Origin of the sequence: Fredinandcohnia onubensis (assembly GCF_002734285.1) — a bacterium.
Classification (GTDB): Bacteria; Bacillota; Bacilli; order Bacillales; family Bacillaceae_L; genus Ferdinandcohnia; species Ferdinandcohnia onubensis_A.
Genome location: NZ_NSEA01000016.1, coordinates 33,134 through 48,054 on the forward strand (window position 1 = coordinate 33,134; position 14,921 = coordinate 48,054).

At 41.3% G+C, this 14,921-nt stretch carries 15 protein-coding genes and 1 riboswitch; of the genes, 4 read left to right on the forward strand and 11 right to left on the reverse strand.

Going from position 1 to position 14,921, the window contains the following annotated elements; genetic code table 11:
- Positions 1-69 precede the first annotated feature (69 nt).
- The 3 genes from CKJ95_RS16235 to rbsK form a co-directional block, all read right to left on the reverse strand.
- Complete coding sequence (locus CKJ95_RS16235) at positions 70-1,218, reverse strand: M20 family metallopeptidase (RefSeq protein WP_099354654.1); 1,149 nt, start codon at positions 1,216-1,218, stop codon at positions 70-72.
- 201 nt (positions 1,219-1,419) lie between these two features.
- Positions 1,420-2,343, reverse strand: coding sequence for a nucleoside hydrolase (locus CKJ95_RS16240; protein WP_099354504.1), 924 nt, complete (start codon positions 2,341-2,343; stop codon positions 1,420-1,422).
- Positions 2,344-2,407: 64 nt separating this feature from the next.
- A complete protein-coding gene (rbsK, locus tag CKJ95_RS16245; protein ID WP_099354505.1) occupies positions 2,408-3,340 on the reverse strand; it encodes a ribokinase in 933 nt (310 codons plus the stop codon).
- A gap of 180 nt (positions 3,341-3,520) precedes the next feature.
- Here rbsK and CKJ95_RS16250 point away from each other — a divergent pair, with 180 nt between their 5' ends.
- Positions 3,521-3,928 (forward strand): hypothetical protein, encoded by a 408-nt coding sequence (locus CKJ95_RS16250; RefSeq protein WP_099354506.1) that lies wholly within the window; start codon positions 3,521-3,523, stop codon positions 3,926-3,928.
- Between the two features lie 34 nt (positions 3,929-3,962).
- Here CKJ95_RS16250 and CKJ95_RS16255 read toward each other — a convergent pair whose 3' ends face one another.
- A complete protein-coding gene (locus CKJ95_RS16255) occupies positions 3,963-4,718 on the reverse strand; it encodes a glucosamine-6-phosphate deaminase (protein WP_099354507.1) in 756 nt (251 codons plus the stop codon).
- A 198-nt stretch (positions 4,719-4,916) separates the two neighbouring features.
- Between CKJ95_RS16255 and CKJ95_RS16260 the strand changes: the two genes are divergently transcribed.
- A complete protein-coding gene (locus CKJ95_RS16260) occupies positions 4,917-5,849 on the forward strand; it encodes an LCP family glycopolymer transferase (RefSeq protein ID WP_099354508.1) in 933 nt (310 codons plus the stop codon).
- Positions 5,850-6,018: 169 nt separating this feature from the next.
- Here the strand turns inward: CKJ95_RS16260 and CKJ95_RS16265 are convergent, their stop codons facing one another.
- Together CKJ95_RS16265 and CKJ95_RS23475 are read right to left on the reverse strand one after the other, a co-directional pair.
- The gene (locus CKJ95_RS16265) at positions 6,019-6,348 is read right to left on the reverse strand and encodes a type II toxin-antitoxin system PemK/MazF family toxin (protein ID WP_180271549.1); all 330 of its coding nucleotides are present in this window, start codon (positions 6,346-6,348) and stop codon (positions 6,019-6,021) included.
- Positions 6,338-6,508, reverse strand: a complete 171-nt coding sequence (locus CKJ95_RS23475) for a hypothetical protein (protein WP_180271550.1) — start codon at positions 6,506-6,508, stop codon at positions 6,338-6,340. The genes CKJ95_RS16265 and CKJ95_RS23475 overlap by 11 nt, the downstream gene beginning before the upstream one ends.
- A 219-nt stretch (positions 6,509-6,727) precedes the next feature.
- Between CKJ95_RS23475 and CKJ95_RS16270 the strand changes: the two genes are divergently transcribed.
- Together CKJ95_RS16270 and CKJ95_RS16275 are read left to right on the forward strand one after the other, a co-directional pair.
- Complete coding sequence (locus CKJ95_RS16270; RefSeq protein ID WP_099354510.1) at positions 6,728-7,180, forward strand: hypothetical protein; 453 nt, start codon at positions 6,728-6,730, stop codon at positions 7,178-7,180.
- 312 nt (positions 7,181-7,492) lie between these two features.
- On the forward strand, positions 7,493-9,151 hold the full coding sequence (locus CKJ95_RS16275) for a PAS domain-containing sensor histidine kinase (protein ID WP_180271551.1): 1,659 nt from the start codon (positions 7,493-7,495) through the stop codon (positions 9,149-9,151).
- A 359-nt stretch (positions 9,152-9,510) separates the two neighbouring features.
- Here the strand turns inward: CKJ95_RS16275 and CKJ95_RS16280 are convergent, their stop codons facing one another.
- The 5 genes from CKJ95_RS16280 to CKJ95_RS16295 all read right to left on the reverse strand — a co-directional run bounded on the left by CKJ95_RS16280 (position 9,511) and on the right by CKJ95_RS16295 (position 14,714).
- Positions 9,511-11,187 (reverse strand): methyl-accepting chemotaxis protein, encoded by a 1,677-nt coding sequence (locus CKJ95_RS16280; protein ID WP_099354512.1) that lies wholly within the window; start codon positions 11,185-11,187, stop codon positions 9,511-9,513.
- A gap of 88 nt (positions 11,188-11,275) precedes the next feature.
- A riboswitch (cyclic di-GMP riboswitch) is annotated at positions 11,276-11,361 on the reverse strand.
- A 364-nt stretch (positions 11,362-11,725) separates the two neighbouring features.
- Entirely contained in the window at positions 11,726-12,697 is a 972-nt protein-coding gene (locus tag CKJ95_RS16285) for a Gfo/Idh/MocA family protein (protein WP_099354513.1), read from the reverse strand.
- 141 nt (positions 12,698-12,838) lie between these two features.
- Positions 12,839-12,967: a hypothetical protein gene (locus CKJ95_RS23870; RefSeq protein ID WP_257215821.1), complete on the reverse strand. Its 129-nt coding sequence runs from the start codon at positions 12,965-12,967 to the stop codon at positions 12,839-12,841.
- A 129-nt stretch (positions 12,968-13,096) separates the two neighbouring features.
- Positions 13,097-13,468 (reverse strand): hypothetical protein, encoded by a 372-nt coding sequence (locus tag CKJ95_RS16290; RefSeq protein ID WP_142353958.1) that lies wholly within the window; start codon positions 13,466-13,468, stop codon positions 13,097-13,099.
- Positions 13,469-13,619: 151 nt separating this feature from the next.
- Positions 13,620-14,714, reverse strand: coding sequence for a YecA family protein (locus CKJ95_RS16295; RefSeq protein WP_099354515.1), 1,095 nt, complete (start codon positions 14,712-14,714; stop codon positions 13,620-13,622).
- Between the last annotated feature and the right edge of the window lie 207 nt (positions 14,715-14,921).

Consider the following 14,921-nt stretch of genomic DNA (forward strand, 5'->3'; position numbering starts at 1 on the left):
CCTATGTCCGATCAATTTTCTCTGGGACACGGGACCTGTCCCCGTGTCCCACGTGGGCTTCTGCCCCGCTTATTCGTTTGCTAGTTTTGCAATGAGTAGGGCGACCAGTGCACTCCTTACTGGCATTTGCGAGATAAGGAGGTGCTCGTTTGAGGCATGTGCACCGTCCCCGACTGGCCCTAGACCATCTAGGGTTGGAGCAAATTGTGCTGCAAAACTGCCGTCGCTACCGCCGCCACTTGCTTGATCTTCTAGTTCAAAGCCAAGATATTCTTTCGCTATATCTTTTGCTGTTTCGAACATTTTATTGATTTCTGGCGTTTTTTCCATAACTGGACGGTTGATTCCACCCGTTACCTCGACCGTTAAACCTTCTTTGGTTGGCGTTAAGTTTTGAATTAATGGAATGACGCGTTCAAATTCCGTGTTATTTTTCACACGCAAGTCCAATTCTGCTTCTGCTTCTGCAGCGACTACGTTTGAAGCACTTCCACCTTTTACAAGCCCAACATTGAGCGTTGTTCCTTTTTCAAAGTCCGTTAAGTCATGTAAATAAATAGTTTGGCGTGCTAGCTCCTCAATTGCACTAATTCCTTTTTCAGGCTCTATCCCTGAGTGTGCTGCGCGCCCCTGCACTTTAATTGTAAACATGCCGACGCCCTTGCGAGACGTTTTGAGTTTGCCTTGGGTTGATGCTGCTGCAGATTCTAGAACAAGTACATATTTGCTCTTTTTCGCTTCTGCTTCGATTAAGTCACGCGATGACTCACTTCCGATTTCCTCATCTGACGTAAACATCATGACAACCTTTCTTTTCAAAGGAACATTCAATGTTTTAAGGGCATTTACTGCAAACAATCCTTGCACAATGCCACCCTTCATATCAAATGAACCCGGCCCATAAAGCTTGTCTCCGTCAATCCGGAATGGGAGTTCTTCAAGTGTGCCCTTTGGCCAAACCGTATCCATATGAGCCAAAATCAGAATTTGCTCATCTCCCTCACCTAATTTACAGCGGAAATGGTCCCCTAAATGCTCATTATCAAACTTCTGGATTGAGCCACCCACATACTTTTTATAAAGCTGCTGAACCTGCACACCTACTTGATCCACCGCTTCTTTATCATGAGATGGAGATTCTATCTCGACTAACCCCTTCAGAACCTCCACCATCTCAGACTCTTTCCCCTTCAAATACGCTACAACCTGCTGTTCCATCACAATCCATGCCACCTTTATACATGGGACCAGGGTCTTTTGCTTTCCCTGGGTCAGAGGGACAGGTCCCGCATCCCACCATTTTTTTCCTGGGACAAGGGACCTGTCCCCGTGTCCCAAACCCATTTCCCGTTTATTATTACAATATTACAACAACAGGGCCCATGCTACTAGTTTTAATAGCATGGGCTTGATATTTTTTTAGTGGACAGCAGGCATTCTATTTAGAAAGTGATTCAAGAACCTTGCTGCATCAACCTCGGTGCAGACATTGATTTTTTCTTTTCCTTCTGCAACCGGCACCGTTTTACCTTCCTCTTCACCTTCAGTAATGACGCCAACTCCTATGTACTTTGTTTTCACTAAACTCGGGTCAATCGCCACACCGACTGCCAGTGGATCATGGAGACCACAGCCGCCAATTCCGGGATTAGCGGATTCATAAAAATCATGATAAAAGCTAACCATATCAGCAAAAAAATCCCCGACTTCGGATCCAGATTTCCGCCACGCATCCACATTTTCTCTTGGCAACAAGGTCTGCATCGTCACATCTAAGCCGACTAAGGTAATCGGTAATCCAGATGAGAACACGAGTTTTGCAGCCTCGGGATCAGTAATAATATTCGCTTCCGCGTGTGGATTCACGTTTCCAGGTACAAAAACTGCTCCACCCATAATCACCACGTCATTTACAAGTTCGACAATCTCCGGCGCCTTTTGAACCGCTAGGGCCAGGTTTGTTAACGGCCCCACAGCAATAATCGTTACCTCCTGAGGAAGCTTTTTTACCTGTTCAATGATAAAATCGACCGCAGACTCTGATTCCGCTGATGTTTGAGGTTCAAAATCCAGTACATTACCTAATCCATCTTCCCCGTGCACATGTTTTGCATAGCCTTCACGCGGTTGACGATTTAGGGGCTTGTCCGCACCCGCAAATACCGGTATCTTTTTTCCAAGCTTCTCTAAAACAGCCAACGTGTTTCGGGTCGCCTCATCAACTGCCACATTTCCGTAGCATGTCGTTAACCCCATAATATCAAGCTCAGGCGAGTTCACCGCATACGCAATCGCCATCGCATCATCAATTCCTGTATCTACATCAAAAATAACCCTTTTCATTTTTACCTCCTTGGCAGGTCCCGTGTCCCACCATTTTTTTTCTTGGGACGAGGCCCTTGACCCACTACTGGTGCAGGTCACCTGTGCCCAATAATTTTTCTGTTTCTTCTAGTGTTGGCATTGAGGTTTGGGCGCCTTTTTTGGTGACGGTTAGGGCGCCGACCGCATTTGCAAATTCGGTTGCCTTTTGCAGGTTTTTTCCGCTTGCGAGCGCTGTGGCAAGTGCCCCTGCAAATGCATCACCCGCTGCTGTTGTATCAATCGCTATCACAGCGTGCGGCTCAACAGCAAACGTTTCTTCTTCCCTCGATACAACAACACCTTTTCCACCAAGCTTAGCAAAAACAGTCCCCACACCTTTATTCAAAAGCCAACTGCTAGCCTTTTTTGCGGATTCCACATCCGTAATTTTCGTGTTCGCTACAACTCCTAACTCACTCTCATTCGGAACAATGTAGGTCACTTTTTTTAATAACTCATCTGGCAGCTTTCGTGCAGGCGCAGGGTCGAGTATAACCGGGACATTATGTGTATGAGCGATATTGGCTACATCAATGACCGTTTCCAAAGGAATCTCCAGCTGTATCATCACAAGCTTTGCCTTACGAATGACCTGTTCGTGTTTCTTCACATATTCCGGTGTCACATAGTCGTTGGCGCCCGGTGAAACAACGATACTATTATCCCCCTCGGCATTTACACTTATCACCGCAACGCCGGACGAAACGCCGCTGACTTTTTCAATATACGAAGTGTCCGCACCGACCTCATTCAATCCATTTAAAAGTTGCTCACCGAAAAGATCGTCTCCGACACAGCCGAGCATCGAAACTGATGCCCCAAGCTTCGCTGCAGCATACGCTTGGTTGCCACCTTTCCCACCATTTCCAGTAAAAAAGCCATGACCGAGCACCGTCTCGCCCCACTCAGGTCTCTCCTTCACATTCACCACCATATCCACATTCAAACTACCCACCACAACAACATCCGCACTCATCCAACAACCCCCTATGGGACAGAGGGACAGGTCCCGCGTCCCACCATCTTTTTCCAAGGACAAAGGACCTGTCCCCGCGTCCCAAATATGATATAAATTATTATAGACAATGTAACAGGTACTGGCAAAAGTGATTGTTAATTACTATATCAATATAATAATATCAGGTGGAGAGCTACTATGGGACAGGGGAAGAAGAAGGGTAAAAAGAGTCATAAAAAGCAATTTTGGGGATTAGCTAAGGAAGTACGACTTGAAAAAGGGAAAGAGTGGGTCGCCCACTATGAGGGCGATGACATTATTAAAGGCTATTCGAAGACATTTGGACTCAACCTAATAAACTCCATGAAGGAGCTAAAAAGGATCGGAGTTCCAATAAGTAGTCAAGACAGGAAACGTATTGAGGATTTAATTGAGGAAGGAAAAAGAAAAAAGGAACTACGAAGAGAAAAAAGAAGAAACGCACTTGGACTGAACGAATTTAAGGATTATGACGAAACATTTTCATTCATAGCCGGTTATACACCAGGCGGAGCACCTTATGGAATGACCCACGAGGAGATGGAAAAACGAACAAAAGAAGAATAGTGTGGGCAAAGGGACATTCCTTGTCCCAAAGCCGTCAATCTTCCCAATACGAATCTTTGTCAACATAGAGGAGGGCATTTTCATGTGTTCGTAAGATGGATGCGGGACATTCCGTGCTGATTGGGCCATTCAATGTTTCCTTGACGGCCTGCGCCTTCGTTTTTCCTGGCACCATGCAGTACATAAATTTGGCCGATAAAAGTGTTGGAATTGTTAGAGTCAGTGCATATTGGGGAACCACATCCAATGAAGCGAAGCAACCATCATTGACTTGCTGTTGACGGCACATTGCATCAAGCTCTACCTTTTTAATTACCTGTGGATCATCGAAATCAGCGACCGGTGGGTCATTGAACGCAATATGCCCGTTTTCCCCAATCCCAAGACAAACAATATCAATCGGGCGTTCCAGTAAAAGCTTTGTATAACGCTCAGTCTCATTTTCATTCGCGCTGTCTATCAAATGGACCTCTTTAAACGGAACCCTTGTAAACAATCTTTCTTTTAAGAAGTTCTGGAATAACTGTGGCGCATCGTGACTGAGCCCCAGGTATTCGTCCATATGAAACGCGATGATTTGGTTCCAATGTATTCTCTCATCCGTTATTAAATACTGTAAAAACTCATTCTGAGAAGGGGCCGCCGCAAAAACCATAATAATCTCGTCCTGGTTCTGTTGAAGCCGTACAATTCGATCAGACACATCACGCGCTGCAAACTCACCCATTTCACTACGAGTTTCAAAAACAAAATAACTCAACTGATCTTCCTGTCCCTTTTTAACAACCATACTTTCAACCCCTAGCAACCTTCTAATTAAACGCTTCCAATTTTAAAATACCATACCCACCTCTCGCTGTACATTTTCGACATAATTCGAAGGGTACAGACAATATTTGTCCCAAAACTGAAACCTTTCCTGCCTATAAAACGTCTAATATATTGTGCAGTTTTTGATTATCCTAATCTAAAAAAGGTGTTGATTGAAATGAGTCGAGTTGACCGCCATTCGAAACAAAAACCGAAACGGAAATGGCCAAAAGTTATTGGAACAATTGCTCTTGTTTTATTGTTAGCTGTCGGTGGATACGCCGTTTATTTATACCAATCAGTGGCGAGTACGGTTGGAAAGATGCATGAAGACCGGGCCCCTTCCGACAAACGAACCACACAGATCGATATCAGTAAAAAGGATCCGATTTCGATTCTGCTTATGGGCGTTGATGAACGCTCGGGCGACAAGGGTCGTACTGATACGCTAATTGTGGTTAGTGTTAATCCTAATACGAATTCCATGCAGATGTTGAGCATTCCGCGTGATACGCGCGTTGAAATTGTTGGCAAAGGGATTCAGGATAAAATTAACCATGCGTACGCTTATGGCGGCGTCGATATGACGATTGATTCCGTTGAGAACTTTCTAGATGTACCGATTGACTACTATGTGAAGGTAAATATGGAAGGTTTACAGCAAATCGTTGATGCGCTTGGTGGAGTACAAGTGAACAGCACATTTGCGTTCTCGTATGAGGGTGCATCATTCTCTGAGGGAACTCAAACCCTAAACGGGGAAGAAGCCCTTAAATATGCACGAATGAGATACGACGATCCTCGCGGTGACTTCGGTCGACAGGATCGACAAAAGCAGGTTATCCAAGGGATCATCGACAAAGGTGCAAGCATCACTTCTGTTACAAAAATAGATGACATTCTCGGTGCACTTGGCAATAACGTCAAGACCGATATTTCCTTTGATGAAATGAAAACCATTCAGGCAAACTATAAGGGTGCTCGTCATAACATCGAGCAATTCAGCATCGATGGTGTCGGCAAAACCCTAGACGCATGGTACTGGATCGTTTCCGAAGAAGAACGCCAAGCTGTCTCATCCCGCTTGAAAAAACACTTAGAAATCGAATAGTTGGTAGGCAAAGGGGTCCTGTTTCAGTGGGTCACAGGGACAGGTCCCTTGACCCACTACAAAGTAACGGAATAAAAGATTTTAGTAGGCAACCGGTTTATATCGGTTGTTTTTTATTTGGAGAACTTTAGTTGGAGACTTTTAAGATGATATGTATTTCTTCAGATAACTAAAACAAACTCCTGCAACTTTTTAAAACTTGTTCAAGGTCATGTTTATGGAGAGTTCCTAATTGACGAATTAATTCGGAACCCTGTATTGATATAATTTTAGCAGTTCTTGCCACGGATGGTTTTAATAACCCAGCATCTTCCCAATATTCGATTACAATATCAAATTGTTTTCTTGGTTGTTGGCTAGTAACTGGAGCAACAATAACATCAATATCCAAAGCCAATTCGTTTCCAACAATTATTACTGGGCGTTGCTTTGTTTGAGGGCTTCCTTTAAAAACAACATCTGCTAACCATACCTCACCCTGTTTAACCTTATCTTTCATTATAGATGTCATCCTCCTCGTTATTCCACCAATCATAACTTTTGCTTAACAGGATAACATCCTTTGACATGTATTTATCTTTAATTATTTCTATTAATTTTTGTCTCTCCTCCTCACCTAACATCTCAAGCTCTTTTAAAATTTTTTCTGAAATTGACATTTGAACACCTCCTGTATTATTTAAATTAATTATACTTTTAATTAAACAAAAATGAATAGGATAAAACCAAATAATTTTATTAACTATACTTACCATATGTACCTATTATACATACCGTACCAATAATGTTTTTACATGTCATAATACCCTCTTACATGTTTTCCTCCTTTTTCCACATACTAATGAGACAGGCTCATTGTTCCAAAGGAGGTCTTTATGATGAAATTCAAATTTTTACTTTGTATAGCATTATTGTTTCTTTCGGTTTCGCCTGCTTCTGCTGCGGAGAAGAAGTCACCGTTTTTTGGTGTGAGCGCAACGGTTGTACAGGTCGAGGACGGTACATTTGAGGTAAAAACGAATGGCGCTGAGGAAAACGAAGGGTTTGTTTTTTCACCTAGAGGGGTAAAAGGTGGAGAAACGATTGTATTTGAGGTACAGGTAAAGGGCGAGGCCGCCGTTTACTTACTTGTGGATGAGACTGATGCGCGAGGAACTTTTTTAGCTGAGACGGTATCCCCAGTGATAGGCTTACATGATCCGTGGCGGACCATCCAGCTTGAGGTCGAGCTGCAGGATACCACCTCTCAGATTGACGCGATGGTACTCACAAACAAACAGGAAAAAACTAAATTCATGTTTCGTAATGTAAAAATGAGTGTAAAAGAGTAAAGGATGCCACCGACAGGTTCTGTCTGGAAGTACAAAAAGTATAATTGTTGATAAAATTACAGGAACATTTGAATTAACCAAAATGCTCTGGCGTATAATGCCTGAGCATTTTTCTATTTATTAGATTGTTCATCTAAAGAGCCCCTATATAAATCATTTTTTACACTAACATGAACTAATTGTGATGAGGCGTTAAAAAAGATTGACAAAATTCCTATTTTTTATGAGTAATTCCTGATAAAATCAGTTCGTTATAACTTTTTTCCGTTCTGAAAGATATTTATTGTAATGGTTTTTAGAAGGAGTTTAATGATGAAATATACAGGTAGAATAATTATGATGTTGATTTATGTTGTTGTAACCGCTGCTTTTAAAACTTTTGATTATGTTGAATTGGGGTACGTACCTGTATTCGAATACATTATTTCTGCAATAATGGTTTATCCCGTATGGTTGACTGGGTTACAATATGATAAAGCTAAATATTACGCTAAGGAAGCACAGAAAAAAGATAAGGAATTAAATGATCTTTTTAACAGTGTAGATGCTGCAATTTACTCATATGATTTCCATACTGACAGATTAATGGTTTCATCAAAAATTAGTGATGTCTATGGGTATTCACCTACTGAATTTAAAGAAAACATTATGTTCTGGAAAGAAGTCGTTATCCCGGAGGACATGAAGATTGTATACGAATTAGAGCAAAAGTTAAGAAAAGGAGAAGAATGCATCGCAGAGTACCGAATACTACTGCCAAATGGTCAATTAAAGTGGATCCAAAAACGTATTACCCCTATTTTTGACTTGGGCGGAAATCTTATAAAGATAAACGGAATTGATATCGATATCGATCAACGTAAAAAAGTAGAGGAATTACTTACACATAGCCAGGAACAGAATCGTAAACTATTAGAAAAACGTCTGAAGGAAAGCGAACAACGTTTTGAGTCATTATTTGTGCATAATTCTGACCCCATCTTTACATTTGATTTAGACAGGAAATTAATCGAGGCAAATTCAGCTGCAGAGAATATACTTGGTTATACGATTACAGAGCTCCAACAAAAGGAATGGGATTCTATTATCACTCCAGAAGACCTAGATTTATACAGGGAGCAGTTTAAGCGTGTTAGCCAAGGAGAATGGAAAGAATCTACCCTATCAATGATTCATAAAGATGGTAGTAACAGAGTAATTGAGTTAAAAATGATACCTATCATAATTGATCATCAATGTATTGGAATCCATCAAATTACAAAGGACATCACTGAGTCTATATTAGCAGAGGAAAGGTTAAGAAGGTCCGATAAGCTGGCAGCTGTAGGTCTGTTAGCAGCCGGAGTGGCTCATGAGATTCGAAATCCATTAACAACTCTTAAAGGTTTTGTTCAATTACTTATGACAGATATTGATAAACATCATGCAGATATTTTGTTATCGGAAATAGATCGAATTAACCTGATTGTGAGTGAATTTCTTATTCTTTCAAAGCCACAAGTAATAAAGTATGAATCGCAAAATATAAAACTTATACTAAATAATATCATGTCAATTCTTGAAACCCAGGCCACATTAAAAGGTATACAACTTATTTCAGAATATGATTTAGATATACCGTTCATCAATTGTGAGCAAAATCAGTTAAAACAAGTTTTTATCAATCTTATCAAAAACGCGATAGAAGCTATGCCAAATGGTGGGAAAATTAATATTAAGGCTAAGAAAATCAATAACAAAATGATAAGTATTCAAATTATTGATCAAGGAATAGGGATAAAAGAGGAGAGCATTCCCAAACTAGGAGAACCCTTTTATACTACAAAAGAAACTGGGACTGGATTAGGTTTAATGGTTTGTTTTAGGATCATTGAACAACACGGAGGTATTATGAACATCTCTAGTCAAATAAATAAAGGCACAACAGTTGAAGTTTGCTTACCTATTGATTGTCCATTTAGAAATGAGTAAAAGATACTTATTCCTTAGTAGTAGAAAAGCGAAGGAGATAATTGAGTTTACTTCCGTTTTATCCGCTTTAAAAAACCACAACATAAACGAATACCAAGATAAAACTTATTGGAAAGAGAAGAATGTCTCCGATAGTTAGCATCGAAGGAGTTCCCCTCTTCCTTTTTTCTATCATATACCCTGGCACACACTGGGATTCCACCGGCTAACATGGGCAGGCGGCATGTTCTCTTTCCTAGTTTCAGCACCGGAAAGTGGAATCCCACGAGAAGTTACATCACCCAGCTGGGACAAGGGACCTGTCCCTAGAGGACCCTGTGTTCGAACACTAGGATGAGGGCCGAGGACCCTTTTTTCCATTATTTGTCCCAGGCTTGGATGAGTTGGTTTAGTTCGCCGGCGTTTTCTTCGAGTTGTTTGGCGCTTTTGGCGACTTCTTCCATGGAGCTGCTGGATTGCTGGGCGGTTGCGGATACTTGTTCAACGCCTGCAGCTGATTCTTCTGCGACAGCCGCGATTCCTTCGATGGCTCCGCTAATTTCTCTTGTATCGTCAAGCACGCCGTATAGCGAGCTTGACATTGCCTCGATTTGTGAACCGATTTCTTCAATTGTCTTTTTCAATTCATTAAAGGTTTTACCGGTTGTTTGAATCTGGTTGGTACCTTCTTCAACGGATTGATAACCGTCATCTAAGGATTGAACGACCTGCTTTGATTCCGTTTGGATTCCTTTTACAATCTCCGTGATCTCTGCGACCGATCTACCAACCTGTTCAGCAAGCTTTCGAACCTCGTCGGCGACAACCGCAAATCCTCTTCCATGTTCACCTGCGCGGGCTGCCTCGATGGCTGCGTTTAATGCTAAAAGATTCGTTTGCCCCGCAATCTCCTGAATCACTTTAACAAGCTTCGTAATCTCATTTGTTTTATGATCCAGACCAACAACCAGTGCGTGTGACTGTCTCATTTTTTCATGGATGCTAGTCATTTGTTGAATTGATGTTTCCATATACGAGCTGCCGTCGTTTGTCATCGCAAGCATGCCTTGTGATTGTTCCTTGATGCTATCGCCCTTAACCGCAACCTGCATGATTTCGTCCGAGAAGGTGGACATTTTTTCAATCAATGTAGTAGCAGACGTCGCCTGGTCCTCTGCACCACGTGAAAGCTCCTCCATTGTGACTGCAATCTGCTGACTGCCTGCCATAACCTCATCCGCATACTGGGTCAATTCTTCACTTTGACCCGTGACATTGTCGGAAACGACCACCATTTTCTTAACCATGCCTTTTACATTTTCATTCATCTCATTGACCGCCAGAACAAGCTGGCCAATTTCATCTTTGAGCTTCGTTTTAATTGGTTCTGATTGAAGATTACCATTGGAAATCGCCTTCATACGACTTGCGACACTTTTCACAGGTCTAGCAATCACTACGGAGGTATAAATGGAAATCACGGTTCCTAATATAAGCGCAGCTGCTGCGACCACAAGGCCTACGAAGTTCACTGATTGACCATATTTCACAACGTCGGCTCCAGTTGAAACGATCTGTCTTTCGCGATCATCCGAAAGCTTTTTAACTTGTTCCATCAACGCATTTGACTTCGGCTGAATATACGTCTGTAAATTATGCATCGCAAGCTCGGTATTGCCGCTATCATAAGGAGCGAAAACTTTTTCCTTCATCAATTCACGCCAATTTTTCGTTTCCCTTATAAGCTCTTCAACCTCTGTTATCTTCATCGCACTTAATTTTCGATCCGTTAAATCAAATTCTACTGAATAGACATCGTATTCATTTTTATAGGAAATATCCCCATAAAGCACATATGCTCTCGCAAGCGCTATACTCTGGGCAATATTGTATTTCAAACTATCATATTCTAGTAAAACGGAGAGTTCCTCAGACACAACCTCATCCGTCTTCTGATTCATATTGGACACAGCTATGTAATTATAGGTCGCTAAGCCTATACAAAGGATGATAATGGCAAAAAAACTAGCAAACAACCTCGTTCGAATACTTTTCATCTATGGTACCTCTTCCTCGTTGATTAGTAGAAAATCAGGCAAAAAAATAAGACCAATCACTAAAAGAATGGCCCAACATGCGTACATTATTGGCAGCCAGGCGATCATGGTACAGTGTACGGTAGACCCTTAGCTTTGCGTCCAATCCTTTCGGAGAGTTTGCCCTATTCCGATATACGTTTTCTTCTATTAGTATATAAGTTTTTCTACTTCTCAACAATACACCACATCATAATTCCCATTACTTTTTCACTACTAAATCGAGCAACAATTTCATAAAATCTTCCTTATTTGCCGGTAGCACCTCAGGCAACTCCACATTCACCTTCATCATTTGAATCCCTCCATTATTATGGAACCACGGGGACGGTTCTCTTGGTTCCTTCTATTACGTTCCATCACTAGTAATCTAGTATTGCCGGATTTTTGCTAGATATACACGTTTGATAGAAAAATTTTGATAGTTTCGAGTGAGGGTAGTTAGGCTAAAATCAGCAAACGAGGAAGACACAAAAAAAGCCAGCCCGGGGGCTGACTTTTAGTTACGAGCTGAAGCAAGTGCCTGCTCGATTACTCGCATATTTTTCAACGTTTCATCAACGCTGTACATTGGCTGCTTATTAGAAAGAACACTTTCTGCAAAATGCTCCACCTGAAGCTTGTACTGGTCACCTTGCACTGTTTCTTCACGCTGGCCACCTTCACCGTTCACCACAAGCACACCGTTTCCACCTTCATTGTCAGGACGGAATGCATGCTTCGCTACAATCGTGCCTTTCGTGCCGACCACTTCATACTGCGCCTTAAATGGTTGTTCAAAGCTAACATCAAAGTTCGCAATCACTCCACTTTCAAACTTCAGAGTGCCCGCTGCCGTAATGTCGACGTTATGAGTAGGGTGAATGTTAGCATTAGCCTTCACTTCAACCGGCTCTTCCCCCGTAATCAAGCGACTAGCATGAATGCAGTAGCAACCCACATCATATAACACTCCGCCGCCAAGACCTTTTTGCATCTTGATGCTGCCAGAATTCAAGTCATGGAGGAAGGAGAAAGTTGAGCGAATCAGCTTCACATCACCAATTTCGCCGGCCTCGATGATTTCCTTCACACGATTATGCTGCGGATGGAACTGATACATGAACGCTTCCATAAAAATCACATTGTTTTCTTTAAAAGCTGCCGCCATTTCTTCCACGTCTTGTGAGGTCAAAGCAGCCGGCTTTTCACAAAGTACATGTTTGCCGTGCTTCGCTGCTTCGATCGCCCATTGTTTATGTAGTTGATTGGGAAGCGGAATGTACACCGCATCGATATCAGGGTCATTCAATAGTTCTGTGTATGATTCATAATGTTTAGGAATACTAAGGTCAGCAGCAAAGTCTTTTGCCTTCCCGCTTTCACTCGCAACAGCCACAACCTCTGCATTATGTGCACGCTCCATCGCTGGAATCAATGTATTTCTCGCAATTTTTGCGGTTGATAAAACACCAAAACGAACCTTTGTCATCAGAGTTCCTCCTAAATTGTTTAGATACTCAACAATTACATATTCTCATATTTTAGGAGATTGTGAAAGGGCTATATCTTAATGTAAAAACAAAAAAGCCAGAGTTCACCCTCTGACTTCATATAAGCAATATTTATAAAATTATACAGACTGACAATCTTTTAATTTACCAATTAGATCCTGCATAACCTCTTCTGTTGTGATAGAAGTTGTTTCTTCTACCTTTTTCTGAATGTCTACCATTATTTTTAAAAGTTGTTCAGAACTCATACCTTTTACCTACCATCCTCATTTTCCAATTAAAATCCATTTTACACTATTCAGCAAATTTTGCAAAGGAAAATTGTTACAATTTTTCAACAAAAAACCCCTAACGATTTGTTAGGGGCTGAAACTTATTTATTGTACTGGAGGAGGTCCGTCACCCATATGAACTCCATCTGCAAAAACTGATAATAACACTTCACCATTTTCATGAACAAACGGAACAGCTACCATTGTGTAAATTATACCATCAGGTCCTGGCATTTTAACTGCCATAACCTTATTAGCCCCGGCAAACTGGTATCCCTCAATCTTTTTATCTGCTTTTACCACTTTAAACGCATCTGACTTCAATATGCTCGCTACTACCTTGTTACGCTCTGCTCCTTGTAAATAGTCGCCACATCCGCAATCATCCCCATCCCCATGGGCAAATGCAGTCTTTCCAGGTAGTACAAGCATTAACAACACAAGCACGATTCCCAAAACTTTGACAAAGTTCCTCATTCCAAACCCTCCCATTAGTAGCTTCATTCCACAAATTACACAAAAATCGACAAATTCCTTTATTTTCTGTAAAAATAGTACTAAGGTCGGATGAATAATTCTTTTAACCCACAAAAAAACAACCCATTAAATGGATTGTCATTGTTTTTTATTAATCGAACAAAAATTCATCATCTATATTAGGGCCATTGATGATTTCATCGTATTTCTCGAGTTCTTCCTGAAGGACTTTTTCCAGTTCCCTAAATTTTGTCGAAATGCTGCTTGGCGACACATCAAATTCTTCAGCAAGCTCTTCATGCGTAGAAAGACCCTCATACGGATATATCATTTCAAGCATGTAGACCAATGCCGCCTCGTAAATACCCGTTTTAATGATCCTTGGATTTTTGCGCTTGCAGTATTTATGCCATAACGAAAGCCCAATTCCAACAATCTCCTCGCCGTAATCGTACTCCTTCATCCGAATCTGAAACATCTCAGCGACCTCTTGCTGTTTGGGCGTCTGCCACTGGTAATCATCCGCACTTACTTTTGCCTTTCCGAACATAAAAACCATGAATACATCGATAAATTCATTGGACATAAACTCAACCGGACTCATCTCACCGCTTTGTTTAAAAAGTTCGAGAATCATAGTACGCATATCACCCGAAAATTCCGTTGGTAATTCAAGAAATGTCGGAAAAAAGATTGAGTTCGCACCTGCAGGCAGTAACATTCCGAACACAAAATAGCCTGCTTCCACATCTGTTTCCGTCTCATAAATTCGCACCTGATGCTCATCTTCCGTAAAAATATCCCGAACCGTCATATACGTTCTCCGCTCATCAACCTCAGTTACCGTATAAGCAGAAGGTCTTGCAGCCTTCCATCTCTGTATAAGGTCCCGTGTTCGTGGCCGGTTAAATTTTGGACCGTACGTATCGACATACTCTTCTAAAATCGTTTTGCCATCGGCCGGAATCGAACTAATTATCCAAACGCGTGAAAAGAATGAAAATAAATCGTACACATCATCTGGTAGCTCATCAAAAATATCACCATACTCATCCAAAACGTCATCAAAAAACTCATCATACAAATGAATGGCATACTGGAACATATCATGTTGGACATCGTTCAGTTCATTCTCAACGACTTGATCAATGGAAACTACCGCAGACCGTCCGCAGCATCTTTTATACTTTTTCCCACTTCCGCACGTGCATTGGTTATTCCGTCCCGCTACCTTCATGAAATTCATTCACCCTTCTCTGATATCCTATGACACTATCATATCACATTTTTTGGATATTTAAGTGGGCGTTGTGACCTATTCGCAATAAATTCATTCTATTGGTAATATTTTTATCTTTTCTGCGATAAATTGAATTTTCGCCACTTTTTTTTGCAATCAACACTAGTGAATGATTGTTTTTACTAAAATAAAGACAATCTAAAAAACCCGAAC

Excerpts from the sequence above, each read along its gene's own strand:
- CKJ95_RS16240 (WP_099354504.1), bottom strand. The coding sequence starts at position 2,343 with ATGAAAAGGGTTATTTTTGATGTAGATACAGGAATTGATGATGCGATG.
- CKJ95_RS16255 (WP_099354507.1), bottom strand. The coding sequence starts at position 4,718 with ATGGTTGTTAAAAAGGGACAGGAAGATCAGTTGAGTTATTTTGTTTTT.
- CKJ95_RS16265 (WP_180271549.1), bottom strand. The coding sequence starts at position 6,348 with ATGAAAGATAAGGTTAAACAGGGTGAGGTATGGTTAGCAGATGTTGTT.
- CKJ95_RS16290 (WP_142353958.1), bottom strand. The coding sequence starts at position 13,468 with ATGAGGAACTTTGTCAAAGTTTTGGGAATCGTGCTTGTGTTGTTAATG.
- rbsK (WP_099354505.1), bottom strand. The coding sequence starts at position 3,340 with ATGAGTGCGGATGTTGTTGTGGTGGGTAGTTTGAATGTGGATATGGTG.
- CKJ95_RS16235 (WP_099354654.1), bottom strand. The coding sequence starts at position 1,218 with ATGGAACAGCAGGTTGTAGCGTATTTGAAGGGGAAAGAGTCTGAGATG.
- CKJ95_RS23870 (WP_257215821.1), bottom strand. The coding sequence starts at position 12,967 with ATGAGTTCTGAACAACTTTTAAAAATAATGGTAGACATTCAGAAAAAG.
- CKJ95_RS16295 (WP_099354515.1), bottom strand. The coding sequence starts at position 14,714 with ATGAATTTCATGAAGGTAGCGGGACGGAATAACCAATGCACGTGCGGA.
- CKJ95_RS16260 (WP_099354508.1), top strand. The coding sequence starts at position 4,917 with ATGAGTCGAGTTGACCGCCATTCGAAACAAAAACCGAAACGGAAATGG.
- CKJ95_RS16280 (WP_099354512.1), bottom strand. The coding sequence starts at position 11,187 with ATGAAAAGTATTCGAACGAGGTTGTTTGCTAGTTTTTTTGCCATTATC.
- CKJ95_RS23475 (WP_180271550.1), bottom strand. The coding sequence starts at position 6,508 with ATGTCAATTTCAGAAAAAATTTTAAAAGAGCTTGAGATGTTAGGTGAG.
- CKJ95_RS16285 (WP_099354513.1), bottom strand. The coding sequence starts at position 12,697 with ATGACAAAGGTTCGTTTTGGTGTTTTATCAACCGCAAAAATTGCGAGA.
- CKJ95_RS16270 (WP_099354510.1), top strand. The coding sequence starts at position 6,728 with ATGAAATTCAAATTTTTACTTTGTATAGCATTATTGTTTCTTTCGGTT.
- CKJ95_RS16275 (WP_180271551.1), top strand. The coding sequence starts at position 7,493 with ATGAAATATACAGGTAGAATAATTATGATGTTGATTTATGTTGTTGTA.
- CKJ95_RS16250 (WP_099354506.1), top strand. The coding sequence starts at position 3,521 with ATGGGACAGGGGAAGAAGAAGGGTAAAAAGAGTCATAAAAAGCAATTT.